Annotated in this window: 19 protein-coding genes and 1 pseudogene; 7 read left to right on the plus strand and 13 right to left on the minus strand. The window is 72.5% G+C overall.

Annotated features, from left to right (window positions below; translation table 11 throughout):
* Window positions 1–11: 11 nt before the first annotated feature.
* The 5 genes from opcA to ABZX40_RS12710 form a co-directional block, all read right to left on the minus strand.
* A complete protein-coding gene (gene opcA, locus ABZX40_RS12690; protein WP_355732207.1) occupies window positions 12–950 on the minus strand; it encodes a glucose-6-phosphate dehydrogenase assembly protein OpcA in 939 nt (312 codons plus the stop codon).
* A complete protein-coding gene (gene zwf / locus ABZX40_RS12695) occupies window positions 947–2,506 on the minus strand; it encodes a glucose-6-phosphate dehydrogenase (protein ID WP_355732205.1) in 1,560 nt (519 codons plus the stop codon). Before zwf ends, opcA begins: the two co-directional genes overlap by 4 nt.
* A 122-nt stretch (window positions 2,507–2,628) precedes the next feature.
* Entirely contained in the window at window positions 2,629–4,002 is a 1,374-nt protein-coding gene (locus tag ABZX40_RS12700; RefSeq protein WP_355732204.1) for a glycoside hydrolase family 16 protein, read from the minus strand.
* 185 nt (window positions 4,003–4,187) lie between these two features.
* The gene (locus tag ABZX40_RS12705) at window positions 4,188–5,435 is read right to left on the minus strand and encodes an Ig-like domain-containing protein (RefSeq protein WP_355732202.1); all 1,248 of its coding nucleotides are present in this window, start codon (window positions 5,433–5,435) and stop codon (window positions 4,188–4,190) included.
* A gap of 548 nt (window positions 5,436–5,983) precedes the next feature.
* Window positions 5,984–8,086 carry an MMPL family transporter gene (locus tag ABZX40_RS12710; protein ID WP_355732201.1) on the minus strand — a complete coding sequence of 701 codons (2,103 nt, stop codon included), beginning with the start codon at window positions 8,084–8,086 and terminating at the stop codon, window positions 5,984–5,986.
* A gap of 236 nt (window positions 8,087–8,322) precedes the next feature.
* Here ABZX40_RS12710 and ABZX40_RS12715 point away from each other — a divergent pair, with 236 nt between their 5' ends.
* The gene (locus tag ABZX40_RS12715; RefSeq protein ID WP_355732200.1) at window positions 8,323–8,763 is read left to right on the plus strand and encodes a VOC family protein; all 441 of its coding nucleotides are present in this window, start codon (window positions 8,323–8,325) and stop codon (window positions 8,761–8,763) included.
* A 562-nt stretch (window positions 8,764–9,325) separates the two neighbouring features.
* Here the strand turns inward: ABZX40_RS12715 and ABZX40_RS12720 are convergent.
* The 3 genes and pseudogenes from ABZX40_RS12720 to ABZX40_RS12730 all read right to left on the minus strand — a co-directional run.
* Window positions 9,326–9,997, minus strand: a complete 672-nt coding sequence (locus ABZX40_RS12720) for a response regulator transcription factor (protein ID WP_355732198.1) — start codon at window positions 9,995–9,997, stop codon at window positions 9,326–9,328.
* Complete coding sequence (locus tag ABZX40_RS12725) at window positions 9,994–11,304, minus strand: histidine kinase (RefSeq protein WP_355732196.1); 1,311 nt, start codon at window positions 11,302–11,304, stop codon at window positions 9,994–9,996. The genes ABZX40_RS12720 and ABZX40_RS12725 overlap by 4 nt, the downstream gene beginning before the upstream one ends.
* Before the next feature lie 262 nt (window positions 11,305–11,566).
* Window positions 11,567–12,471 (minus strand): annotated as a pseudogene (locus ABZX40_RS12730) (Tat pathway signal sequence domain protein); the annotation flags it as partial.
* A 322-nt stretch (window positions 12,472–12,793) separates the two neighbouring features.
* Between ABZX40_RS12730 and ABZX40_RS12735 the strand changes: the two are divergent.
* Both ABZX40_RS12735 and ABZX40_RS12740 read left to right on the plus strand, forming a co-directional pair.
* Complete coding sequence (locus ABZX40_RS12735; RefSeq protein ID WP_355732194.1) at window positions 12,794–14,134, plus strand: 6-phospho-beta-glucosidase; 1,341 nt, start codon at window positions 12,794–12,796, stop codon at window positions 14,132–14,134.
* A 240-nt stretch (window positions 14,135–14,374) separates the two neighbouring features.
* Window positions 14,375–15,256, plus strand: a complete 882-nt coding sequence (locus ABZX40_RS12740) for a sulfotransferase (RefSeq protein WP_355732683.1) — start codon at window positions 14,375–14,377, stop codon at window positions 15,254–15,256.
* Window positions 15,257–15,331: 75 nt separating this feature from the next.
* Here ABZX40_RS12740 and ABZX40_RS12745 read toward each other — a convergent pair whose 3' ends face one another.
* On the minus strand, window positions 15,332–17,011 hold the full coding sequence (locus tag ABZX40_RS12745; RefSeq protein WP_355732192.1) for a carbohydrate binding domain-containing protein: 1,680 nt from the start codon (window positions 17,009–17,011) through the stop codon (window positions 15,332–15,334).
* Window positions 17,012–17,082: 71 nt separating this feature from the next.
* A complete protein-coding gene (locus ABZX40_RS12750; RefSeq protein WP_355732190.1) occupies window positions 17,083–18,225 on the minus strand; it encodes an ATP-grasp domain-containing protein in 1,143 nt (380 codons plus the stop codon).
* Between the two features lie 332 nt (window positions 18,226–18,557).
* Here ABZX40_RS12750 and ABZX40_RS12755 point away from each other — a divergent pair, with 332 nt between their 5' ends.
* Together ABZX40_RS12755 and ABZX40_RS12760 are read left to right on the plus strand one after the other, a co-directional pair.
* Window positions 18,558–19,418, plus strand: coding sequence for a metallophosphoesterase (locus ABZX40_RS12755; RefSeq protein ID WP_355732188.1), 861 nt, complete (start codon window positions 18,558–18,560; stop codon window positions 19,416–19,418).
* Complete coding sequence (locus ABZX40_RS12760) at window positions 19,415–20,104, plus strand: 4'-phosphopantetheinyl transferase superfamily protein (RefSeq protein WP_355732186.1); 690 nt, start codon at window positions 19,415–19,417, stop codon at window positions 20,102–20,104. The genes ABZX40_RS12755 and ABZX40_RS12760 overlap by 4 nt, the downstream gene beginning before the upstream one ends.
* 465 nt (window positions 20,105–20,569) lie before the next feature.
* Here the strand turns inward: ABZX40_RS12760 and ABZX40_RS12765 are convergent, their stop codons facing one another.
* The 3 genes from ABZX40_RS12765 to ABZX40_RS12775 all read right to left on the minus strand — a co-directional run bounded on the left by ABZX40_RS12765 (window position 20,570) and on the right by ABZX40_RS12775 (window position 22,378).
* Window positions 20,570–20,821 carry a hypothetical protein gene (locus tag ABZX40_RS12765; protein ID WP_355732185.1) on the minus strand — a complete coding sequence of 84 codons (252 nt, stop codon included), beginning with the start codon at window positions 20,819–20,821 and terminating at the stop codon, window positions 20,570–20,572.
* A gap of 321 nt (window positions 20,822–21,142) precedes the next feature.
* Window positions 21,143–21,664: a toxin-antitoxin system, toxin component gene (locus ABZX40_RS12770; protein WP_355732680.1), complete on the minus strand. Its 522-nt coding sequence runs from the start codon at window positions 21,662–21,664 to the stop codon at window positions 21,143–21,145.
* Between the two features lie 51 nt (window positions 21,665–21,715).
* The gene (locus ABZX40_RS12775) at window positions 21,716–22,378 is read right to left on the minus strand and encodes a helix-turn-helix transcriptional regulator (RefSeq protein ID WP_355732183.1); all 663 of its coding nucleotides are present in this window, start codon (window positions 22,376–22,378) and stop codon (window positions 21,716–21,718) included.
* A 223-nt stretch (window positions 22,379–22,601) separates the two neighbouring features.
* Here ABZX40_RS12775 and ABZX40_RS12780 point away from each other — a divergent pair, with 223 nt between their 5' ends.
* Together ABZX40_RS12780 and ABZX40_RS12785 are read left to right on the plus strand one after the other, a co-directional pair.
* On the plus strand, window positions 22,602–23,276 hold the full coding sequence (locus tag ABZX40_RS12780) for a hypothetical protein (RefSeq protein ID WP_355732181.1): 675 nt from the start codon (window positions 22,602–22,604) through the stop codon (window positions 23,274–23,276).
* Window positions 23,277–23,668: 392 nt separating this feature from the next.
* Window positions 23,669–24,670: a LacI family DNA-binding transcriptional regulator gene (locus tag ABZX40_RS12785; protein WP_355732179.1), complete on the plus strand. Its 1,002-nt coding sequence runs from the start codon at window positions 23,669–23,671 to the stop codon at window positions 24,668–24,670.
* Window positions 24,671–24,798 lie beyond the last annotated feature (128 nt).

Consider the following 24,798-nt stretch of genomic DNA (forward strand, 5'->3'; position numbering starts at 1 on the left):
GCCCGGGTCCGTCAGACGCCCGCCCCGGTCTGTGCCGTCCGGGTCCCGCCGCGCAGGGCGACGGCGTACATCTCGTCGGCGTCGAGGCGGCGCAGTTCCTCGGCGATGAGTTCGGAGGTGGGCCGTACCTTCAGAGCGAGGGTGCGCGGGGGCTGGCCCGGCAGGGTGAGGGTGGCGAGCGGGCCGTCGGGCCGGTCGATGACGATCTCGCCGCCCGCGGTGCCCAGCCGTACCGCCGTGACCACCGGGCCGCCGGTCACCACCCGGTCCACGCTCACCCCGAGCCGGGCCTCCAGCCAGCGGGCCAGCAGTTCGGCCGCCGGGTTCTCCGCCTCGGCCTCCACCGCCGCCGACACGATGTCCACCCGCCCCTGGTCCAGCGCCGCGGCCAGCATCGAACGCCAGGGTGTGAGCCGGGTCCAGGCGAGGTCGGTGTCGCCGGGCGCGTAGGACCGCTTGCGGGTCTCCATCACCCGCATCGGGTTCTCCACCGCGTACAGATCGGTGATCCGGCGCTGCGCGAGCGCGCCCAGCGGGTCCTTGGCGGGGTTGTCCGGCGCGTCCACCGGCCACCACACCACCACCGGCGCGTCCGGCAGCAGCAGCGGCAGCACCACGCTGTCGGCGTGGTCGGACACCTCGCCGTAGGTGCGCAGCACCACCGTGTCCCCGGTCCCGGCGTCGGCGCCCACCCGGATCTCGGCGTCCAGCCGGGACTGGGTGCGCTCGCGCGGGGTGCGGGCGTGGCGCTTGATCACCACCAGGGTGCGCGAGGGATGCTCGTGGGACGCCTCCTCGGCGGCCCGGATCGCGTCGTAGGCGTTCTCCTCGTCCGTGACGATCACCATCGTCAGGACCATGCCCACGGCCGGTGTCCCGATGGCGCGGCGGCCCTCCACCAACGCCTTGTTGATCTTGCTTGCCGTGGTGTCGGTCAGGTCGATCTTCATGGCCTGCGCCAGCTCCGTCCGTCTCGTGCGAGCATCTCGTCGGCTTCCGCGGGGCCCCAGGTGCCCGACGCGTAGCGCGCCGGACGGCCGTGGGACGCCCAGTGTTCCTCGACCGGGTCGAGGATCTTCCAGGACTCTTCCACCTCCTGGTGACGGGGGAACAGATTGGCGTCACCGAGGAGCACATCCAGGATCAGCCGCTCGTACGCCTCCGGGCTGGACTCGGTGAACGACTCGCCGTACGCGAAGTCCATCGTCACGTCCCGGATCTCCATCGAGGTCCCCGGCACCTTCGAACCGAACCGGACCGTGACGCCCTCGTCCGGCTGGACCCGGATCACGATCGCGTTCCGGCCCAGCTCCTCGGTGGCCGTCGCGTCGAACGGGGAGTGCGGGGCGCCCTGGAACACCACCGCGATCTCCGTCACCCGGCGCCCCAGCCGCTTGCCGGTGCGCAGATAGAACGGCACCCCCGCCCAGCGCCGGGTGTCGACCGCCAGCTTCAGCGCCGCGTAGGTGTCGGTGGCCGAGCCGGGGTCCGTGCCGTCCTCCTCCAGGTACCCGGGCACCAGCGCACCGCCCTGCCAGCCCGCCGTGTACTGGGCGCGTACGGTGTGCCGCCCCAGGTCCTCCGGCAGCCGTACCGCCTTCAGCACCTTCAGCTTCTCCGTGAGCAGCGACTCCGCGTCGAACGCGGCGGGCTCCTCCATCGCGGTGAGCGCCAGCAGCTGGAGCAGATGGTTCTGGATCACGTCCCGGGCCGAGCCGATGCCGTCGTAGTAGCCGGCCCGGCCGCCGATGCCGATGTCCTCGGCCATGGTGATCTGCACATGGTCCACGAAGCTGCGGTTCCAGATCGGTTCGAACAGCTGATTGGCGAAGCGCAGGGCCAGGATGTTCTGGACGGTCTCCTTGCCGAGGTAGTGATCGATCCGGAACACCTGATCGGGCTCGAACACATCGTGCACGATCGTGTTCAGTTCCCGGGCGCTCGCCAGATCGTGTCCGAACGGTTTCTCGATCACCGCCCGCCGCCACGCCCCCTCCGGGGCGTCCGCCAGCCCGTGCTTCTTCAGCTGCCGGACCACCTTGGGGAAGAACTTCGGCGGTACGGAGAGATAGAAGGCGTAGTTGCCGCTGGTCCCCCGGGAGGCGTCCAGCTCCTCCACCGCCGAGCGCAGCTCCTTGAACGCGGTGTCGTCGTCGAAGTCGCCGGGGATGAACCGCATGCCCTCGGCGAGCTGCTGCCAGACCTCCTCGCGGAACGGGGTGCGGGAGTGCTCCGCGACGGCGTCGTGGACGACCTGGGCGAAATCCTCGTCCGCCCAGTCCCGGCGCGCGAACCCGATGAGCGAGAACCCGGGTGGCAGCAGCCCTCGGTTGGCCAGGTCGTACACGGCCGGCATCAGCTTCTTGCGGGACAGATCGCCGGTCACCCCGAAGATGACCAGCCCGGACGGACCGGCGATCCTGGGCAGCCGCCGGTCGCGTGGATCGCGCAGCGGGTTGACCCACGCGCCGCCCTGACTCTGCGTCTGCCTGTTCTGCGTGCTCATCTGACGCCGGTCCCCTTCACACATCGACAGAAGCGGTGACGACCGCTCGGTCCGATGTGTTCGACCTTAAAAGTCAGACTTTTATTCCGGAAGGTGGGGTGGGTCCCTGCCGCCCGGCGGGCTCAGTGGCCGAACCGGAACCAGTTCACCTTCACGAAGTCGGCCGGCTGACCGCTGGTGAAGGTCAGATACACATCGTGCGTACCGGTCACCGCGGAGATGTTCGCGGGAACGGTCCGCCAGGACTGCCAGCCCCCGGTGTCACCCACCGCGAAACTCCCGACCGGCGCGGCGGTACGGCTGCCGAGCCGCACCTCCACCAGTCCGCTGACGCCCGCCGCCGCCCCGCTCGCCACCCGCGCCGTGAACTGCCGGGCGGGCGTGGACCCGAAGCGGACCCCCCGGTACAGCGCCCAGTCGCCGTGGGACAGCGCCCCGAGGTTCTGCCCGCCGCCGGTGTCACCGGTCGCCTCGGTCAGCGTCCCGGACTGACCGTCGTACGACTCGGCCTGGAGGGCGGAGTAGGCGTCCCGGTCGCCGGTGGGCGGCGGGGTGGTGCCGCCGGAGCGGGACAGCACCTGGACGTAGTCGACGACCATCGGATGCCCCGGCACGGTGGCCGCGTCCGGGCCGCCGCCGAAGGCGTCCACGAAGCCGCCGCCCATCGCCACGTTCAGGATGAGGAAGAAGCCGTGGTTCGTGGCGTTGTTCCAGGTGGTGGCGTCCACCTGATCGGCCCGCACGGTGTGGTAGTTGACGTTGTCGACGGAGAAGCGGATCTCCTCCACGGCCGTCGAGCGGTCCCACTCCACGCGGTAGGTGTGGAAGCCGGACTGGCAGGTGGAGCCGGGGCAGGCGGCGGAGCCGCCGAGGCCGGTGGTCTCGTTGCAGGGGCCGCCGGGCGAGGTGCCGCAGTGCAGGGTGGCCCAGACGGTGTTGAGGCCCTGGACGTTCTCCAGGATGTCGATCTCGCCGACGCCGGGCCAGTTCCAGTAGTTGCCCCGGAAGGGGGAGCCCAGCATCCAGAACGCCGGCCAGTAGCCGCGCGCGGCGGCCCCCGTGACATTCGGCATCTGGATCCGGGACTCGACCCTCAGGGTGCCGCCGGGCGGGGGCTGGAAGTCGGTCCGGTGGGTTTCGATCCGGCCCGAGGTCCAGCCGCCGGAGGCGTCCCGGCGCGGGGTGATCCGCAGATTGCCGCCGCCGTCCAGCGCCACGTTCTCGGTGCTGGACGTCATCCGCTCGATCTCGCCGGTGCCCCAGTTCGCGGGCCCGCCGGGGTAGCCGGTGCCGGTGGCGTACTGCCAGTTGCCGGTGTTCACACCGGACCCGGCCGGGCCGTCGAAGTCGTCCACGAAGACCTGGCTCCAGCCGGACGGCGGCGGGGGAGCGGAGGCGCTCGCCGACGGCCCGGCGGCGGTCGCGGCGACCGCGGTGAGCGCGAGGGTGCCGAGCACGGCGAGCAGGGCGCGGCGCACGCGGGGGGAGTCGCTCATGTGGGGGCCCTCTCGGGTACGGAGTGGGGGTGCGGGGAGATACCGGGCTGAGAGCGCTCTCAGGTCCCGTCAATGTGCTCGCGGTCACTCCGGTCGTCAAGAGGTGAAGCAGTGAATTCCCTTCCGGGGTGGTGGGGTTGAGAAAGTGGAGGAGGACTGGGTGACTGGGTGGCCGGGTGCCGCCGCTACAGGGCGCTGCCCGCCCGCCAGTCCGCCCAGGACAGGTTCCAGCCGTTGAGTCCATTGGCCGGATCGACCGTCACCTCACCGGAGTTCTCCACGATCACCACATCCCCGAGCATCGAGCTGTCGTAGAACCGGTACCCGTCGGCGGCGGAGTCGTCGGCGCCCCGGGTGTCGTCCAGCGAGACACAGCCGTGGCTGGTGTTCTCGCTGCCGAACACCGAGGACGCGGCCCAGTAGTTGCCGTGCACGAAGGTGCCGGAGGTGGTGAGCCGCTGGGCGTGCGGCACATCCGGGATGTCGTACTCGTCGCCGAGCCCGACCGTGGAGGACTCCATCCGGGTCTCCTTGAACCGCTCGCTGATCACCATGATCCCGGACCAGGTCAGATGGTCGGGATCGCCGCCGGTGACCGGATAGGTGGCGAAGGTCTCGCCGTCCCGACGGACCGTCATCTCCCTGGCGGCCAGATCGACCGTGCTGATCTGCTCCCGCCCGATGTGGAAGGTGACGTCCTTGGACTGCGTGCCGTACACCCCGTCCGCGCCCGCCACGTCCCGCAGCCGCAGCCCGAGGGTGATGGTGGTGCCGGACGCCCAGTAGGTCTCGGGGCGGAAGTCGAGCCGGGTGTCGCTGAACCAGTGGCCGACGATCTCGACGGGCGGCTCGGCGGTCACCGTGATCGCCCGCTGGACGGCCGCGCGGTCGGTGACGGCATGGGTGAAGTTCAGCGACACCGGCATACCGACGCCGGAGGTCGAACCGTCCTCGGGCGTGAAGTAGCCGACGAAGGTCTCGCCGGGCCGCGCGGTGGTGAAGGCGGCGACGGACTCCGTCCCGTCGTCCGCCGTCACCGTGACGGTGTACTCCGTCCCGGACAGCGGGTTCCCGTCCGATGCCCATGACGTACGGTCCGCGCCGAACGACCCGGCCAGGGTGCCGCCGTCACTGCTCTCCACGCGTACGGAGGTCAGCTGGGCGTCGCCGCCGCCTACCGTCACCTCGACGGGGCTGGTGAAGGTCGCGGCGGTGGTGCCGTCGGCCGGGGTGACCGTGATCTCGGGCCGTTGCGCGGCGGACTCGGCGGCGGTGCCTCCCGACTCCGCCGAGCCGGTCTCGCTCGCGTCCGCCGAGCCGGTGCACCCGGCGAGTGCGGCGGCTCCCGCCGCGCCGAGCAGGGCTATCACTCCCCGCCGCGACCACTCCTGCGGTTGCCGTCCGGGCCGGTTCGGTATGTGCGGGACACCCACGGTGAGCCTTTCTGTTCATACGACTCGTGTGAGTGCATGGTGCGTTGCTTGGCTGGGGGGAGGCTGTGAAGGGGTCCGGGGGGTCCGGGGGGTCTGGGGGCCCGGGGCTCGTGGGGCCCTGGGGTTGGCGGCGGGCGGGGGCTCGCGTGAGGGCTTTCGGGCTGGGGTGACTGTGGTCCGGTCAGGGGCCACGGCCTTGCCGGTCCGTCCATGGCCCGTTCCGGCCCGCTGGTGCCCGGTCTTCGCGGCCTGCCCGATGCCTGTTCGGCCCTGGGGCAGGCTCGGGAGGGGAGGGGGGAGGGGAGAGTGGGGGAAGGGAGGGGAGGGGCCCGGAGGGTTCCCGGCTCCGTGGAAGTCCGCCCGGGGCGCCGGGCGCGCAGGCCCCCGCCCGGCCGGTAGGTCCTCCCTCGGGGCGGGCCTCGTGGGGTCCCCCTTGGGGCGGGGCTCGTGTGGGGTCCCCTTGGGGCGTGGGCCCGTGGGCCCGTGGGCCGGGCAGGGCGTCCGGGGACGACCCGCCCGGGGACGACCCGCCCGGGACGGGGCCCCCGTTACAGCCGGGCAGGCTCCCGTGTCGGCGCCGGGGGCGTTTCCGTCAGGCCGATGCGGTTGTGGGCCCTGCGCAGGGGTGCGGGGGCCCACCAGGCGTAGCGGCCCAGCAGGGCCATCGTCGCCGGGACCAGGAGCATCCGGACGATCGTCGCGTCGATCAGGACCGCCAGGGTCAGACCCAGGCCGATCTGGAGGATGGGGGCGAAACCGCCGGTCATGAACGCGCCGAAGACGATCGCCAGCAGCAGCGCGGCGCAGGTCACCACCCGGCCCGAGCGGGCGAGCCCGGTGACCACGGCCTCCCGGTCGTCACCGGAACCGGCCCGCGCCTCCCGCATCCGGGCCAGGATGAACAGTTCGTAGTCCATGGCGAGACCGAAGGCGATGGCGATGATCAGCGGGGGCGCGGTGAGGCTGAGCGCGCCGAGTTCCTGCGAGCCGAACAGCCCGGCCAGATGCCCGTCCTGGAAGACCCAGACCACCACCCCGAGCGCCGCCCCCAGACTGAGCAGCGTGGTGGCGATGGTGCGCAGCGGCAGTAGCACCGAACCGGTGAAGGCGAACAGCAGCGCGAAGATGCCCGCCAGCACGGTCAGCGCGGCCCAGGGCGCCCGTTCGTTCAGCATCTCCCGGAAGTCGACCAGCCGGGCCGCCGTACCGGTCACCGTCACCGGCTCCTGGCCGCGCAGCTCCCGTACTCGCTCGACCAGGGCGGTGGCCCCGTCGCCGTCGACGCGGCCCGGCGGGGGGAGTTCCACGACCGTGGCGCCGCCCGGCAGTTCCCTGCTCTCGGCGCGCGGCGACAGCGCGCGGATCCGGTCGGCGGTCGCCGGGTCGGTGCCGGGCTCCATGACGACGGTGACGGGGGCCACCCCGGTACCGGGCGGGAAGTGCGCGCCGAGGGTGTCGTGGAGCTGCCGGGCCTCGGTGCCGGCGGGGAGCTGGGTCGCGTCGCCGATGTTGATCCGCAGCCCGGCGACCGGCAGCGCCAGCACCAGCAGCGCGGGGACGGTCACCGCGACCACGGCCACCTTGCGGCGCGCGGCGAACCGGGCCAGCCGGGCGAAGACCCGGCCTTCCGCGCCCCCCGGCTTCTCCTTCGCCGCCGGGATCCTCGCCCCGAACCGGGCCAGCAGCGCCGGCAGCAGCGTCAGCGCGGCCAGCATGTCGATGACGACGACGGCGGCCACCGCCAGCCCCATGCTGCGCAGGAACACGCTCGGGAACACCAGCAGCCCGGTCAGGCTCACCGCCACGGTCAGCCCGGAGAACAGCACCGTCCGCCCGGCCGCCGCGACCGTCCGGTGCACCGCCTCCGTCACATCCGGTGTGCTCCGGCGCTCCTCACGGAACCGGACCAGCATCAGCAGCGCGTAGTCCACCGCGAGACCGAGGCCCAGCATGGTGGTGACCTGGATCGCGTACACCGAGATATCGGTGACCTGGCTGAACACGAACAGCGCCAGGAACGCCCCGGCGATCCCGCTGACCGCGATCACCAGCGGCAGCCCGGCCGCGCGCAGCCCGCCGAAGATCACCAGCAGCAGCGCCAGCACCACCGGCAGCGAGATCAGCTCCGCGTTGCGCACATCCTCCTGGGCCTGACCGCCGAGCTGGGTGCCCAGCAGCGGGCCGCCGCTGACATGCACCTCGGCCGACTCGATCGCGTGGAGGCGCTCGGCGGTGGCGTCGATGACCCGCTCCTCGGCGCTGTCGTCCAGCCCGCCGTCGAAGGTGACCGGGATCAGCAGGGCCCGCCCGTCCTCCGAGGCCAGCCCGGGGGTGGAGTACGGGTCGGGGACGGCGGCCACCCCGGAGAGCGACCGCAGTTCGGCCACGGCCCGCCCGACCTCCTCGCGCAGCGCGGGGCCGTCGACGGAGGGCCCCTTCACCACGGCGGTGATCGACTCGCCGTCGGGGTCGGCCCGGTCGAGATACCGGGCCGCCGCCTCCGACTCGGTGCCCGGCACCTCCGGGACATTGTCGGAGAGCCGGGCGAACACCCCCGTACCGAGCCCGAAGCCCAGCAGCAGGAACAGGGCCCAGAGCGATATCACGGTGAGCGGGCGGCGGGTCGCCGTCCGGGCGAGTGCGGTCAACACGGTGCCTCCCGGCAGATCGTGGACTGGATGCCCTCAGCCTCCCGGCGCACCGGGTCCGCCCGGATCGCCGGGACGAGCGGTTCTCCCACTCGCCCGCACGGGGGAGACGACGGCCCGGCTCACTCCCGGGAGGGAGACCGGGCGCGGCGCTGAAACGGCGTGTCCGCCCCCGGCCAGGAATGGACACCGGCGCGCGCGGGTTGAGGTGATCGTCCGTGACCAGCGAAGGAGCGCCCATGCCCGCCGATCCCACCGAACCCGCCGTCTCTTCCCCCTCTCCCGTCCGCGAACTGCGTCTGGTCGTCACCGCCGAGGACTACGACGCCGCCCTGCACTTCTACCGGGATGTGCTGGGACTGCCCGAGCGCGCCGCGTTCTCCTCCGACGGCGGACACGTCACCATCCTGGAGGCGGGCCGGGCCACCCTGGAGATCACCGACCCGAAGCACGCCGCGTTCATCGACGACGTCGAGGTCGGCCGACGCGTCGCCGGTCCGATCCGGGTCGCCTTCCAGGTCGACGACTCCACGGTCGCCACGGCCCGGCTCGCCGCCGCCGGAGCGCAGATCGTCGCCGAGCCGACCCGCACCCCCTGGAACTCCCTCAACTCCCGTCTGGAGGCCCCGGGCGCCCTCCAACTGACCCTCTTCGAGGAACTGGACGAGGAGAAGCGCTGAGCATCGCCTCCGGCGCTTGAGCGGACCGGCCCGGGGCGCCGGAGCGGGACCGGGCCCGGGGTCTCCGAGCCGACCGGCCCCGGGCCTCTGGCCGGACTCCTGGCCCCTACGCGGACCGGACCCCGGGCCCCTACGCGGCCCCGTCCCGGGGGCCTGAGGGGACCGGCCCGGAGTCTCTGAGCCGACTGGCCCCAGGTCTCTGAGCCGACCGGCCCCGACCGGCCCTGGCCTCTGGCCGGCCCCCGGGCTCCTACGCGGCCCCGTCCCGGGCTCCTGAGGGGACCGGCCTGGGTCTCTGAGCCGACCGGCGGCCCCAGGTCTCCGAGCCGACCGGCCCCGACCGGCCCTGGCCTCTGGCTGGCCCCCCGGGTTCCTATGCGGACCCGTCCCGGGCGCCTGAGGGGACCGGCCTGGGTCTCTGAGCCGACCGGCGGCCCCAGGTCTCCGAGCCGACCGGCCCCGACCGGCCCCGGTCTCTGGCCGGACCCCAGGCCCCAACGCGGACCCGTCCCGGCCCCAACGCGGACCCGTCCCGGCCCCATCGCGGATCCGCCCCAGACCCCTACCCCATACCGCCCGGCGCCACCAGCCCCGTCTCGTAGGCGCAGATCACCGCCTGCACCCGGTCCCGCAGACCCAGCTTGCTCAGCACATTGCTGACATGGGTCTTCACGGTGTGCTCGCTCACGAACAGCGTCGTGGCGATCTCGGCGTTGGACAGGCCCCGGGCCAGCAGGCGCAAGGTCTCCACCTCGCGCGCGGTGAGCACGTCCAGCCGCCGCGGGGTGACCTCGGCCGCCGCCTCCGCCCGGCGGCGCCGCACGATGTCCGCCACCAGCCGCCGGGTCACCGCCGGGGCCAGCAGCGAGTCACCCGCCGCCACCACCCGCACCGCGTGCACCAGATCGTCCCGGCGGACATCCTTCAGCAGAAAGCCGCTCGCCCCCGCGTACAGCGCCTCGTACACATACTCGTCCAGGTCGAACGTGGTCAGCATCACCACCTTGCAGCCGGAGCCCGCGCACACCCGGCGGGCCGCCTCCAGGCCGTCCATCACCGGCATCCGGATGTCCAGCAGCAGCACATCGGGTGCGTGGTCGCGCACCGCGGCCACCGCCTCGGCGCCGTTCCCGGCCTCCGCCACCACCTCGATGTCCGGCTGCGCCTCCAGGATCATGCTGAAGCCGCTGCGGACCAGCTCCTGATCGTCGGCCACCACCACCCGTACGTTCACCCGACGGCCGCCTCCCGCTCGGCGGCGGCCACCGGCAGCCGCACCAGCACCCGGAACCCGCCGCGCGGTCCGCGCCCGCTCTCCGCGGTCCCGCCGCAGGCCGAGGCCCGCTCCCGGATACCGATCAGCCCCTGACCGCCACCGGGTTCACCCTCCGGTCTCCCGGGCGGGCGGCGGCCGGACATGCCTGGCCCGCCCGCTGCGCCCGGTGCGCCGGAGGGGTGGGAGAGGTCGGAGGGGCCGGAGAGGTCGGCCGGCCCCCGCCCGTCGTCGGTCACCGTCAGCGTCAAGGCGTCCTCCGTCCAGTCCAGCGCGACCGTGGCGGAGGAGGCGTGTGCGTGTTTGACGGTGTTGGTGAGGGCCTCCTGCACCACCCGGAACGCGGCCACATCGGTGTCCGGCGGCAGCGCCGTCGGCTCACCCGAGGTCCGCATCTCCACCCGCAGCCCGGTGGACTCCCGTACCTGACGCACCAGTTCCGGCAGGGTCACCACCCCCGGCTGCGGCAGCCGCTCCGCCACCACCACGCCCTTGGCCTGCTCCTCCTTCAGCACCCCGAGGATCCGCCGCAACTGCCCCATGGCGTCCCGCCCGCTGGCCGCGATGGCGTCGAACGCGGCCTCCGCGCGCTCCGGATCCCGGCGCACCACCACCGGCCCGGCCTCCGCCTGGACCACCATCAGACTGACCGCGTGCGCCAGCACATCGTGCATGTCCCGGGCGATCCGGGACCGCTCCTGGGCGCGGGCCCGCTGGGTGTCGGCGGTCCGCTCCCGCTCCAGCCGCCGCGCCCGGTCCTCCAACTGGGCGGTGTACGCCCGCTGGAGCCGCGCCAGCATGCCCAGCGCGTACGCGCACACCACGGTCATCAGATGGAACGCGTACTCATAGGGCTTCGGCACCTCGAAGTGGTTCATCGTGGCCGCCACCCCGAGCAGCCAGCCCGCCAGCATGATCCGCCGCTGCACGGGCGGGCACAGCGCGGCCACCGTGTAGAGCGCCACGACCCCGCCGTACACCACGTCCGGCGGCGGCGCGTGATGGATCGCCATCACCGGGGTCACCACCGACACCGCGCAGGCCGTCAGGAACGGCGCCCGCCGCCGCCACACCAGCGGCACCGCCGTGGCCGCCCCCAGCACGAAGCCCTGCCAGGTCAACTGCTCGGACTTCTCGCCGGGAAAGATCCACTGGAGGGTGGTCGCGAACAGCACGAGCGCGGCGAGCGCCCCGTCCACCACATACGGATGCGTGGTGCGCAGCCGGATGACGACGGGGGCGATCCAGGACGGGACGACGACGGACATGGGCGGCTCCTCGGGACCGGGGGCTGATGGCTGGTGCCGGAGGCCGGCCGGACCGGCCACCCTCCGGCACATGCGGGACGACCGGGCCGCTCCAGTATCGGCCGCGTCCCTCCCACCGGTCCTCACCGATGAGAGGGATATCCGGGCCTCCCACCCGAGAGCCACGGCCCCCGTACCCGGGAGGCACGGGACCCGCCGCCCCCGTACCCGGGAGCCACCACCCCATACCTACCGGCCTACCGGCCGACCGCCGGGTAGCGCGTCAGCGGTTCATGAACCCGGACACCGGCAGCGCCCGTTCGACGCCTCGGACATCGCCGAGCCACCCATGGTGGATCTGCTCGATCCGGCCCCCGTACTCACAGCCGCCGAGCAGCCACGGCAGCCCGAGCGAGGTGAGCCCGGTGGTGCGGGCGGCGGGGTCGCGGACGACCGGGCAGCCCTCGACGTAGAGCGTGGTGTGGCGGCCGTCGTTGACGACGGCGGCGTGCCACCAGGTCTCCCGGGCCGTCTCATGGCTCCAGTTGGTGACGATGCCCCGGTGGTTCAGCGGGCGCACGGCCCACTGGAGTCCCGGCCCGTCGGACAGGGAGAGGGTCGCCAGCGCCTCCTCCGGATCGCCCTCGGCGTTCCCGGCCTGCCCGTTGGTGCCGGTGCGGCTGATCAGACCGCCCCAGGCGTTGCGGGAGCCGGTCCAGTCGCCCGGCACCTTGTAGAACGCCTCGACGGTGTACCCGCGCGGGAAGGTCGCCGCGTTGAGCGGTGCCCCGTCCACGGTCCGCAGATACGCCCCCCCGCAGCGCCGACCTGCCCGCCTCGAACCGCAGGCTGCCGTGGCCCGGCTGGTCGGGGTGGTGGTCACCGGACCAGGTCAGTGTCCCGTCCAGGACCCGCTGGAGGGTGAGATCGTTGCCGTGCCCCGACAGATCACGGACCGTGCCGGTCACCTCGGCGCCGTCGGCACGGCCGTCGAAGCGCCAGTACGCCAGTACGCCAGTACGCCAGTGTGCCCCGCACCAGCATCGCGGCGGCGGGGCGCGCGGGCCGCGCGGGCACGGGCGCGAACCCGGCGAACCGCCGCCCGAAGTCGATCTCCACCGAGAACCGGTCGTTCTCCCCGGTCAGCTCGATCTCCCGGCGCTCCGGCGCGTTCAGCCCCTTGGCCGCCCCAGCCGGACCGGCGCCGCGAACGCGCGGTGTCGATGGAGCCCGACGCCCGTGCCCGCGCGTCCGGCCGGTCTGCCGTCACTCACCCGATGGACAATGCCGTGGCCCCCGGACGCACGGATGAAGCGGCCCTGAAGCCCCGGGGTGCCTTCGGTGTCCGCCCAGTGGTACCCCTTGACCCATCGCTCATCAGCGGAGACCGCCCTGGGCGGCCGACCCGGGCGACTGACCCGGGCGACTGACCCGGGACACCGACCGGGACACCGACCGGGATACCAACCCGAGTGACCGACCGACCGACCGGAGAGACGGAGAAGACGGCGTGAGGCTGACGATTCTGGGCGGCGGCGGATTCCGCGTACCGCTGGTGTACGGGGCGCTGCTCGGCGACCGGGGCGAGGGCCGGGTCGATGAGGTCGTGCTGCACGATCTGGACGCCGCCCGCCTCTCCGCGGTCACCCGGGTGCTCGCCGAGCAGGCCGCCGGGGTCCCCGGCGCTCCGGCCGTCACGGCGACCACCGACCTGGACGAGGCCCTGCGCGGCGCCGACTTCGTGTTCTCCGCGATCCGGGTCGGCGGACTGGAGGGGCGGGCGCAGGACGAGCGGGTGGCGCTCGCCGAGGGGGTCCTCGGTCAGGAGACCGTCGGCGCGGGCGGCATCGCCTACGGGCTGCGGACCGTACCGGTGGCCGTGGACATCGCCCGCCGAGTCGCCCGGCTCGCCCCCGACGCCTGGGTCATCAACTTCACCAACCCGGCCGGACTGGTCACCGAGGCGATGTCCCGCCACCTCGGCGACCGGGTCATCGGCATCTGTGACTCACCGGTGGGCCTCGGCCGCCGGATCGCCCGGGTGCTGGGCGTCACGGATCCGGCCGAGGCATGGATCGACTACGTCGGTCTCAACCATCTCGGCTGGGTGCGCGGCCTGCGGGTCGCCGGGCGGGACCACCTGCCCCGGCTGCTGGCCGACCCTGCGCTGCTCGGCTCGTTCGAGGAGGGCAGGCTCTTCGGCCCCGACTGGCTCCGCTCGCTCGGCGCGATCCCCAACGAGTATCTGCACTACTACTACTTCAACCGCGAGACCGTGGACGCCTACCGGCGGGCCGAGCGGACCCGCGGCGCCTTCCTCCGCGACCAGCAGGCCGGGTTCTACGCCGAACTGGGCGACCCGGCGGCCCCGGCCCTCGCCGCCTGGAACCGCACCCGCGCCGAGCGCGAGGCCACCTATATGGCGGAGAACCGGGAGAGCGCCGGAGCGGGCGAGCGCGAGGCCGACGATCTGTCCGGCGGATACGAGCAGGTCGCCCTGGCCCTGATGCGGGCCATCGCCCGGGACGAGCGCACCACCCTGATCCTCAATGTCCGCAACCGCACCACCCTCGCCGCGCTGGACGTCGAGGCGGTCATCGAGGTGCCGTGTCTGGTCGACGCCCATGGCGCCCACCCGGTCACCGTCGACCCGCTGCCCCTGCACGCGACCGGGCTGGTGTGCGCGGTGAAGGCGGTCGAGCGCGAGGTGATGGCGGCGGCGGCCTCCGGCTCCCGGACGACGGCCGTGAAGGCGTTCGCCCTGCATCCGCTGGTCGACTCGGTCAACGTGGCCCGACGGCTGGTCGACGGGTACACGGCGGTCCATCCGGGCCTGGCCTATCTCAGTTGACTTCCTGGCCCGGATCCCCCATTGACCGCATTTCTCGCCCCCATTCCCATGAAGAATTAAGGAACCGGCAAAGCGGCTGATCATCCCCCATTCCGGGGGCGCGGTGACGCGGGTGCGTCGCCTCCAGGACGTTTCCGAGTCGTCTCCGGGACATCTGGAGTTCGCCTGCCGCCCCTGAGATGCGGAGCACCCGGACAGAGACAGTCCATGGAGAAGAGGTGCACCGTGCGGGATCCGCGTATGTCCGCGATCGGCAAGGGACTCAGGAGGCGCGGGCGGCTGATCGCCGAGGCGGTCGGCCCGCCCCGCAGCCGCCTCAACGCGCTCCCGGCCCCGCGCGGGGCCGAGCCCACCACCCCGGTCCGCGACGGCTATGTCGCCCCGCTCGCCCCGCGTCTGGTGGACTCCCCGGTGTTCATACTCTCCTCGGTCCGCTCCGGCTCGACCCTGCTCCGAGTGCTGCTCAACAGCCACAGCCGGATCCGCGCCCCGCACGAGATGCATCTGCGCACCCTGAACGTCCAGCTCGGCCGGGACTTCACCGCCGCCGCCATGAAGGAACTGGCACTGGACAGGCAGGAGCTGGAGCATGTCCTCTGGGACCGGGTGCTGCATCTGGAACTGCACCGCAGCGGCAAGGACGTCATCGTCGACAAGACCCCCGCCAACACCCTCATCTGGCCCCGACTGCACCGATGTTGGCCCGACGCCCGGTACATCCTGCTGCTGCGCCACCCCGGCGCGGTGATCACCTCCCTCACCAGCCGCCGCACCGACCCCGACCCCGAGAAGATCCGCGCGGAGGTGCTCGGCTACAGCGAGAAACTGGAAGAGGCCCGCACCGGTCTGCCGCAGGCCCAGGTCCACGTCCTCCGCTACGAGCACCTCACCGCCGAACCCGAGGCCGCCACCCGCGAGCTGTGCGGCCATCTCGGCGTCGAGTGGGAGGCGTCGATGCTGGACTACGGCCGCCAGGACCACGGTGTCTTCCGGCCCCAGCTCGGCGACTGGAGCAGCACCATCAAGTCCGGCCGCATCCAGTCGGCCCGCCCCGCCGCGCCCGGCCTCGACCTCCCGCCCCGGCTGACGGAGCTGGCGAAGACGTGGGGGTACCCGGATTAGGTCCGGTCGGTCGGACCAGGGGCGTGGGTACGAGGACACCGGGTACCCCCACGCGGTCTCTGGGCGCCTGCCGCGCTAGCCGGTGAACCCGGCCGTGATCGACGTGAACTGCCAGTTGTTCTGGGCGATGCCGGAGCAGTTGCTGGTCACCCCGCCACCCGGGCAGGGCCGGTCGCGGTTGACGGACCAGAAGGCGAGCCGGGCCAGATGGCGGGCGTTGGCCCAGTCACGGATCTGCGTCCAGGTCTGCACCGAGGTCAGCTCCTGCTGGTCGCTGAGCCCGTTCATCCCGGAGATGCCCATATGGGCGTAGGCGGTGGCGTCGTCCCAGCCGAAGACCGACTTCAGCTTGTTCTTCAGCCCCTCCGACGCGTTCACCGTGTTGCCGTACATGTCGGCGCCGCCGCCGAAGTCGAACGGCATGATGGTGAACACGTCGATATTGGCGTTGAGCGCCCGCGCCTGCTCGATCAGCCGGTTGCCCCAGGTGGTCGGCCCGGTGGTGGTCGTGCCGAAGGTGATGATGGTCCGCAGCCCGGGGTTGTTGGCCTTGACGATCCGCAGCGCGTTCAGGATCCGGTCCTGGACCACCGCGTTCTCGAACTCATCGGTGTTCTCGATGTCGACGTCGATGGCCTTGAGGGCGTAGGCGTCGATCACCCGCTGATAGGCGCCCGCGAGGGCCTCGGCGGTGGCGCAGTTCGGGCCGAGCTTGTTGCCGCTCCAGCCGCCGATCGACGGCACGATGTCCCCGCCGGCCGCCCGGATGGAGTTGATGACCGCCTGGTCGTTGCCGCCGGTCAGCGGCCGGCTGCCGTCCCAGGCCGGGTTGCAGCCGCCGGAGGAGAGGATGAACGCCATCGTGAACCACTTGATCCCGGTCGCGCTCATCACCGTCGGCGCGCTCGGCGGGTCACCCCAGCCGAGGTACAGATAGGGCGCGGCCTGCTTGAACCCGGGGTCGGGGTTGCCCGGCCCGGTGGTCACGGACAGCGCGTTGGACGCCCCCGACGTGTTCCCCGCGAGATCCCGGGCCCGGACCGTGAAGGTGTACGTCGTGCTGGGCGCGAGCCCGGTCACCGTGGCCGTGGTCCCGGCGACGCTGAGCACCTGACCGGCCCCGTTGGAGATGTCGTACGCGGTGACGCCCACATTGTCGGTGGAGGCGTTCCAGGCGAGGCTGACGCTGGTCGCGGTCTGCGCGGTGGAGCGCAGGCTGCCGGGCACGGTCGGCGCCTGGGTGTCGTTGCTGCCGCCCGGTCCGTCCAGGCTGATGTCGTCGGCCTGGTAGGTGCCCTGCCCGTACCAGCCGTGCACATAGACCGTGGCGCTGGTCTGGGTGGCGCCGGTGGTGAAGGACAGACTGAGCTGGGCGTACCCGGAGGGTGAGTTCGTCCAGGTCGAACCGCCGCCGTCGACACCGAGATAGACATACGATCCGCGGACCCAGCCGGTCAGGGCGTAGGTGGTGGACGGCTGGACGGCGACGGTCTGGGCGCACCGGGCGATGTCACTCGCGCTCGCCGCGCCCTGGAGCGCGCGCGAACCGCCGTGCACAGGGGTGGAGACGACCGACCCGAGGTTGCCGGAGCAGGTCCAGGGCGCGAGCGCGCCGGACTCGAACCCCGGGTTGGTCAGCACATTGGCCGCATGGGCCGTACCGGGCAGGGCGACGGCCCCGGCGAGCGCCAGGGCGGCGGCCCCGAACAGGGCGAGCAGACGTCTGCGGGCACGTCTGAGAGGTAGGTTGCGCACGCGATCTCCCTGGGATGGTGTGGGGTGTTCGGGAGTACGAGTGGTGCGCAACCCAAGTTGGTATGGACCAATTACGGTGTCAAGGGCTGGAGCGGCAGCACCTCGGCCGGTGTCTGGACCGCGTGCGCCGACCGGGGGGCGGGCGGCGCGGCCCGCACCGGCTCCGGTTCCTCCACACGCTGCGCCGGTACGGAATCCAGCAGCGGACGCGGCCCCGAGACCACCGTGTAGTCCTGCCCGAGGAACGGCGGCGCGATCTCGCCGGGATCCTCGCCGAGCGCCAGCTGCACCGCCGCCCAGGGGGCGTTGATCCCGCACAGCGACAGCTGGTGCAGCCCGCCCGCCGGACGCGTGTTGACATCCATCAGCACCGGACGGTCACCGAACATCCGGAACTGGATGTTCGACAGATAGTGCAGTCCGAAGCCCTCCGCGGTCAGCCGGGCCGGGCCCACCCACTGCTCGCTCAGAGTGAACCCCCGCCGCCGCCCGTTCTTCGTCCGGCCCACCGCCAGCCGCACCCGGTTGTCCGGCCCGGTCAGACAGTCCACCGACACCTCCGGCTGCTCCAGCCGGGGCATCACCAGCCAGTCCACCGGCTCCTCCGCCTGCCGCAGCGCCTCCAGCACCAGATCGAGCTGCACATAGGGGGTCGGGAAGCCATTGAGATGCAGCAGGGAGAACGGCGTCCGGGTGATCATCCGGAACCCGACCCCGCCCGCCCCGGACGCGGGCTTGAAGCACGCCTTGTGCCCGGCCGCCTCCAACTCCTCGACGGCGGCGAGGAGTTCGTCCGCGCTGCGCACCCGCCACCACGGCGGTACCGGCACCCCGATCGCCTGCACGGCCTCATAGGCGATCACCTTGTCCCGGAACACCGCGACGGCCTCCGGCGGCGGGGCCAGCAGCGCGGTACCGGCCGCCGTGAACTCGGCGCGGTGCGCCACGATCGCCGACTGGTTCAGCCGGGGCACGAAGACATCGATGTTCCGCCGCCTGCACTGGTCGAGCGCGTACTCCACGTACCCCGCCGGGGACAGCCCCTCCGGCTCCAGCTCGGCGGTGTCGGCGGCGGCCAGCACGGGGGAGTCGGGGTCACCGTGGGTGGCGTGGATCTCGACGGCCCGGTCGCTGGGATTTCGCCGCAGCTGATCCATGAAGAACACATTCTCCGCGTACGTGCGGTTGAGCCAGACGCGTACGCGAGAGACCATGCAGGGCCGTCCTTCCACGGTTCGCGGGCACGACGAAGCACGTCCGTACCCGGACAGGGGTGGTTTGTGAGATACACCGAGCCGCCTGCGGGGCAGGGGGTTCGCGGCGGGTGGTGTCGGGGCGATCATACGGGTTTGAAGCAACCCCGCGTGCAACATGCGTGTTACGGATTTTCCGATGATGTCCCCCCGGAACGCGGCCCCCCGTTCACCGTCCCGACGCCCCCGTACGCCAGGGCGGCGACCCGCCCCCGGTGCCCCTTGCCCGCCACCTGGGGAGTGTGTTCTCGTGGTGACCTTCGGATGATCCACGCTGGTTCAGGGGGGTACGGGTGACATCCACGGCCGCCGGCACCGGTCAACTGCTGGCCATCAGCGATCTGCACATCGGGTACGCGGAGAACCGCGCCCTGGTCGAGCGGATGCGCCCGGAGACCGACGACGACTGGCTCCTGGTGGCGGGCGATGTCGCCGAGACCGTCGCCGACATCGAGTGGGCCCTGCGCACCCTCGCGGGCCGCTTCCGCAAGGTCGTCTGGGCCCCCGGCAACCATGAGCTGTGGACCCACCCCAAGGACCCCGTCACCCTCCGCGGCGTCCCGCGCTACGAGCATCTCGTCGCCCTCTGCCGCGACCTCGGCGTCGTCACCCCCGAGGACCCCTACCCCCTCTGGCAGACCCCCGAGAGCCCGGTCGCCGTCGCCCCCCTCTTCCTCCTCTACGACTACTCCTGGCTCCCCGCCGGCAGCACCACCAAGGAACAGGGACTGGAGTACGCCCACTCCACCGGGATCGTCTGCACCGACGAGTTCCTCCTCCACCCCGACCCGTATCCCACCCGCGAGGCCTGGTGCCGCGCCCGGGTCGCCCACACCGAGGCCCGCCTCGCCGCGCTCCCGGAGGACCTCCCCACCGTCCTCGTCAACCACTACCCCCTGGACCGCCACCCGACCGAGGTGCTCTGGCACCCCGAGTTCGCCATGTGGTGCGGCACCGGCCTCACCGCCGACTGGCACCACCGCTTCCGCGTCCGCACCATGGTCTACGGCCATCTGCACATCCCGCGGACCACCTTCCACGAGGGCGTCCGCTTCGAGGAGGTCTCCGTGGGCTACCCGCGCGAGTGGCGGCAGCGCGACGAACCCCCCGGCAAGCTGCGCCGGATCCTGACCGAGGAGGTCGCCGCCCGGTGATCGAGGAGCTGCTGCCCGCCTCCGTGGTCGCGGTGGAGACCTTCGCCCACGACGACGCCGCCGAGGCGGCCCTCTACCCCGAGGAGGCGGCCCGCGTCGAGCGGGCCGTCCCCAAACGGCGCCGCGAGTTCGCCACCGTGCGGATGTGCGCGCGGGCCGCCATGGAAAGGCTCGGCGTCCCGCCCCACCCCGTCCTGCCCGGCGAGCGGGGCGCCCCCGGCTGGCCCGAGGGGCTGGTCGGCAGCATGACCCACTGCGAGGGCTACGCCGCCGCCGCGCTCGCCCGCGCCGGTGACCTCGCCTCGCTCGGCGTCGACGCCGAACCCCACGGCCCGCTCCCCGACGGGGTCCTGGAGGCGGTGGCACTGCCCGCCGAGCGCGACCGTCTCGCCCGGCTGACCGCCCACCGCCCCGACCTGCACTGGGACCGGCTGCTGTTCAGCGCGAAGGAGTCCGTCTACAAGGCGTGGTTCCCCCTGACCGGCGCCTGGCTCGACTTCTCCGAGGCGGACATCGACCTGACCCCCGACCCGGCGACCCCCGACACACCGGCCTCCGGCACCCTGCGCGCCGAACTCCTCGTCCCCGGCCCACTGATCGCGGGCCAGCGCCTGCGGTACTTCGAGGGCCGCTGGACGATCCAGCAGGGGTTGGCGACCACGGCGGTTGCGGTGCCGTTGGGGTGACGGGGCCCGTGCCGGGCGGCGTCGGTCGTGACGTCCCTCCGAGGGTGACTCGGCATGGGTTGATGCGCGGTGCCGGGCGGCGTCGGTCGTGACGTCCCTCCAGGACTGACCCGGCACGGGTTGGTGCGCGGTGCCGGGCGACGGCTGTGACCGTCCCGCCGGACTGACTCGGCACCGAGTCGCCGCCCCCGCCGGACCGCGTCGCGGCTCGGCCCCGGCATGGAGCGCCACGCCGGGCAGGCGTCGGTCGCGACCGTCCCCCGGGACCAACCCGGCACAGCGGCCCCCAGCCGGACCGCGTCACGGCACCGACCCGGCGCGGAGCGCCACGCCGGACGGCATCGGCCCGACCGCCACCCCACGACTGACCCGGCGCAGAGGCGCCGCGCCGAACAATGTCGGCTATCACCGTCACCCCGGCACCCACCCGGCACAGCCGCACCGCTCCGCGTCGCCGCGAGGTCATCACGCCCGTGACCCCCCGGACGGCGGGCACCACCTGCCCAGCATCCGGAAGAGCGCCTCCTCGTTGCCGCTCAGTCCCGCCTCCGCCAGTGCCCGATCGGCCTCGGCGAGCACGGCCGGGGGCACCAGGGGTGGCCGACCGGTCCCGGGTGGCCCGGCATCCATGTCGCAGGCCGCCCTGACCGTGTGCAGCAGGCGCAGATACGCCTGGAGGGCGGCGCGTTCACGATCGGTCGGCAGTGCGGTCTGCATGGGGTGGCTCTCCCTCGCCTGGATCCACGCACCCGGACATCCCGGGACGCAACCTCCAGCTTGCCAACCCCCACTGACAATCCGTCCGGACCACACGAGGGGCGCCGCCCGAAGTCCCCCGGAAGTCCTCCCGAGGTCCCTTGGAAGCAAGTCCTCCCGAAGTCCCCGGCCAGTCAGCCGTGGAGCCCCCGCCAGTCAGCCGTGAAGCCCCCGGCAGTGAGCCTTGAAGTCCCCGCAAGTCAGCCCTGGAGCCCCCGACAGTGACCTTGAAGTCCCCCACAGTGAGCCTCGAAGCCCCCGGAGGGACCCGCTCCCTCGCCACTACTCCCGCCCCAAATACCCCAACGACGCCTCGATCCGCCCCGCCAGGTCGTCGCGTCGGCCGCGCTGCGTCGCGCCGCCCAGCCAGGACCGGCAGCGGCTGGCCAGGAGGAGGCCGAAGGTCTCGGCGTCCTTCTCCTGCGCGAGGTCGAAGCGGGTGCGGGCGGCGACCGCGCGGACCGTCGCTTCGAGGTCGGCCTCGTCCCGCAGCAGCCGCGCGGCGACCGTCGTCCCCTCCAGATGGTGGCCGTCGTGACCGGCGGCCATGTGCCACAGTTCGTGGCCCAGGATGACCAGTTGGTGGTCCGGCGCGGTGCGTTCCTCGACCACCACCAGGTCCTGGTCGGCGAGGTCGATCCACAGCCCGCTCGCCGCGCTGTGCGGGAACGCCGCCGTGCGGAAGAGGACGGGGCGGCCCCGGCGGCGGCTCATCGCGTCGCACAGGGCCCGGTGGAGATCGGCGGGCGGCGCGGGCACGGGGAGGGCCAGCTCCTCGACCAGCGCGCCGCACAGACGGCGCATGTCCTTACCGATGCGCACAGACACTCCCCACGGTCCCGGCTCTCACCTGCTCTACGAATCGGGCCGTTTGACGCTCTCCAGCAGCATGTCCAGCCATTCGGCGACCTTGTCGCGGTGCTGATCGGTGGGCAGTTGGGCGGCACGCCAGGCGATGCCCCGCACCCCGTGGTCCTGGAGCAGCTTCTCCAGGGGGTCCTCGGTGGCGACCCGTGCCGCCGCCGCGCGGTCCCGGTCGGCGAGTCTCTGGAGCAGTTCCTGCTCGGTGCGCTGAAGGGTGTCGGCGAGCGCCTCGGGGTCCTCGGCGGTGAGGAATCCGGCGTGCACCCGGAAGAACCGCTGGATGGCGTCGCAGTGCTCCATGGTCGGCCGCCGGTCGCCGTTGATGAGCGCACCGGCCTGCTGTCGGGACATCCCGGCGCCGTCCGCGATCTCCTGCTGGGTGTGGCGGCGGCCGTTCGGCTTGAGGCGGGTGCGGCGCAGCAGGTCGAGACGCTGGAGGAAGCGCGCCTGCACATCGGGCTCACCGGCGGCCCGCCCGGCGAGCAGCTCCCGCACCACGGGCTCGGGGACCCCGCAGGCCACCGAGAGCCGGGAGATGTCGAAGATCTCGGCGTGCGGGATGCCCAGCCGGTCGGTGAGCGCGGTCACGCGGTCGACGACGGCCGACAGCACCGCCGACGCGGCGGCGTCCTGAACCTCGTAGCCATCCGTCACCGACGTGTCTCCTACGTTTCTCACAGCCATCTCTCAAGCGGTTGCCGTGAACTTCCCGGAGCGTAGCGGTTCGTTCGAACTCACATCCAGGTCTCGCCACAACTGTGGCCTATTTCAGCCGTCAACCGTCGCAGAATGCCACGATAGTTGACACAGCAAGGTTTTGGGCAGCAGGATCAATGCGCCGCGAGAAGGCCGCATAGGCAAGAGGGGTGACCTCCCGATGGCGAACCAGGCAGGTGGGCAGCGGTCCGCACCGCAGTCCCTCCCCGCGAGCCGTGAGGCCCAGGCGTACCTTCAGGACTACGCCTCGCTCCTCGACGCCCTCTCCTTCCCGTCCTTCGTGGTGGACCGCAGCTGGGACGTGGTGCTGGCGAACAGCGCGTTCGAGACACTTTTCCGCGAGGTCGGCCCCCATCCCACGGCCATGCCGCACGACAACTTCCTGCGGTTCGTCCTCTTCCATCCGGACGCGAACACCGTGCTCGGCGACCATGAGCCGCAGTGGTGCCTGCCGATGCTGGCCCAGTTCGCGTCCTCGGTCGAGCGCCACAGCCATGACCACCAACTCCAGTCCATCCGCCGGGACATCGCGCAGGACCCGATCATGGAGGCGGCCTTCCGCCAGGGCCTGCCGCACTGGATCCGGGCGATGGGGGAGTACGCCTTCGAGCACGACGGCGCGGTCCGCCCGCTGCTCCACCCGGACCCGCGCTGGGGTGCCACCGACTGCCGGGTGGTCGGCGAGACCCCCCGGGCGCTGCGGGAGCTGGGCTTCACCCGGTTGACCCTGGTCCTGCGCGAGACCCGCAAGCCGACCGCCGCACCGCGGCGCCACCGCCGGGAGCGGCGGGTCGGCGCGAGCCATCTGAGCGTGGTCCGCACCCCCGAAATCTGACCGGGCACCGTCGGCGTTCAGGTCGCCGACGGCGCCTCGGTCGAAACCTCGACCCGTAGCCGCAGCCACACCCACGGCCACAGCCAAACCCGGAGCCATCCCGTCGCCGCGCGTCGATGGCGGGTCGCGGGTCGCGGGTCCGCGTGCGCGGCGCCGCCCGATGCCGGTGCGCCGCCCCACAAGCCCGCCTCCGGTGCGCCACGCCACAAGCCCCCCCCCGCCGGTACGCCACCCCACAAGCCCCCCCCGCCCTTGAGCCCGCCCCCCACAAACCCCCCGTACGCAATCGCGCAAGCCCCCCTCCCCGGCCGCGCCCGCCCCTCCCCACCCCCCGCCTCAAAATCACTCCCGCTACGCAAGCCGCTTGCGCACCTTGCGCTATTCTTGCGGGCATGACGCGACGACTTGCTGAAGTGGCGAAGAAGGTCGGGGTCAGCGAAGCGACGGTGAGCCGGGTGCTGAACGGCAAGCCGGGAGTCTCCGCGGCCACCCGGCAGTCGGTGCTGTCCGCGCTCGACGTGCTCGGCTACGAACGCCCCACCCAGCTGCGCGGCGAGCGCGCCCGGCTGGTCGGACTGGTCCTGCCGGAACTCCAGAATCCGATCTTCCCGGCGTTCGCGGAGGTGATCGGCGGGGCGCTGGCGCAGCTCGGGCTGACCCCGGTGCTGTGCACCCAGACCAAGGGCGGGGTCTCTGAGGCGGACTATGTGGAGCTGCTGCTCCAGCAGCAGGTCTCCGGCGTGGTCTTCGCCGGCGGGCTCTTCGCGCAGCAGGACGCCCCGCACGACCACTACCGGCTGCTCGCCGACCGGAACATCCCGGTGGTGCTGGTCAACGCCGCCATAGAGCATCTCGGCTTCCCCGGTGTCTCCTGCGACGACGCGGTCGCCGTGCAGCAGGCGTGGCGGCATCTCGCCTCCCTCGGGCATGAGCGGATCGGCCTGGTGCTGGGCCCCGGCGACCATGTGCCCTCGGCCCGCAAGCTGGCCGCTGCCCGCGAGGTGGCGGGCGGTGAGCTGCCCGAGGAGCATGTGGCGCGGGCGATGTTCTCCATCGAGGGCGGGCACGCCGCCGCGGCCAAGCTCATCGACCGCGGGGTGACCGGCTTCATCTGTGCCAGCGACCCCCTCGCGCTCGGGGTGGTCCGGGCCGCCCGCCGCAAGGGTCTCGACGTGCCCTCGCGGATCTCCGTGGTCGGCTACGACGACTCCGCGCTGATGAACTGCACCGAGCCCCCGCTGACCACCGTCCGCCAGCCCATCGAGTCGATGGGCCGGGCCGTGGTGGAGCTGCTCAATGCGCAGATCGGCGGCAGTGCGGTGCCCACCGAGGAGCTGCTCTTCGAGCCGGAACTGGTGGTGCGCGGTTCCACCGCGCAAGCGCCGCGCGATTGAATCGCGCCAGACCGCCGCTGGCTGTCAATTTATTGCAATCTCTGCGCGACATATTGCGTGGCGATGCTGTCGGTGCTTGAGTGTGCGACGCCCACCCGCTCCGCCCGATGGGGCTCAGCGCTCCTGCC

Source organism: Streptomyces sp. NPDC004610, from assembly GCF_040609715.1.
Classification (GTDB): domain Bacteria; phylum Actinomycetota; class Actinomycetes; order Streptomycetales; family Streptomycetaceae; genus Streptomyces.

What these genes read in the sequence shown, in the direction of transcription:
- opcA (WP_355732207.1), bottom strand. Translation starts at nt 950, where the DNA reads ATGAAGATCGACCTGACCGACACCACGGCAAGCAAGATCAACAAGGCG.
- zwf (WP_355732205.1), bottom strand. Translation starts at nt 2,506, where the DNA reads ATGAGCACGCAGAACAGGCAGACGCAGAGTCAGGGCGGCGCGTGGGTC.
- ABZX40_RS12700 (WP_355732204.1), bottom strand. Translation starts at nt 4,002, where the DNA reads ATGAGCGACTCCCCCCGCGTGCGCCGCGCCCTGCTCGCCGTGCTCGGC.
- ABZX40_RS12715 (WP_355732200.1), top strand. Translation starts at nt 8,323, where the DNA reads ATGCCCGCCGATCCCACCGAACCCGCCGTCTCTTCCCCCTCTCCCGTC.
- ABZX40_RS12725 (WP_355732196.1), bottom strand. Translation starts at nt 11,304, where the DNA reads ATGTCCGTCGTCGTCCCGTCCTGGATCGCCCCCGTCGTCATCCGGCTG.
- ABZX40_RS12740 (WP_355732683.1), top strand. Translation starts at nt 14,375, where the DNA reads ATGTCCGCGATCGGCAAGGGACTCAGGAGGCGCGGGCGGCTGATCGCC.
- ABZX40_RS12750 (WP_355732190.1), bottom strand. Translation starts at nt 18,225, where the DNA reads ATGGTCTCTCGCGTACGCGTCTGGCTCAACCGCACGTACGCGGAGAAT.
- ABZX40_RS12765 (WP_355732185.1), bottom strand. Translation starts at nt 20,821, where the DNA reads ATGCAGACCGCACTGCCGACCGATCGTGAACGCGCCGCCCTCCAGGCG.
- ABZX40_RS12770 (WP_355732680.1), bottom strand. Translation starts at nt 21,664, where the DNA reads ATGCGCCGTCTGTGCGGCGCGCTGGTCGAGGAGCTGGCCCTCCCCGTG.
- ABZX40_RS12780 (WP_355732181.1), top strand. Translation starts at nt 22,602, where the DNA reads ATGGCGAACCAGGCAGGTGGGCAGCGGTCCGCACCGCAGTCCCTCCCC.
- ABZX40_RS12785 (WP_355732179.1), top strand. Translation starts at nt 23,669, where the DNA reads ATGACGCGACGACTTGCTGAAGTGGCGAAGAAGGTCGGGGTCAGCGAA.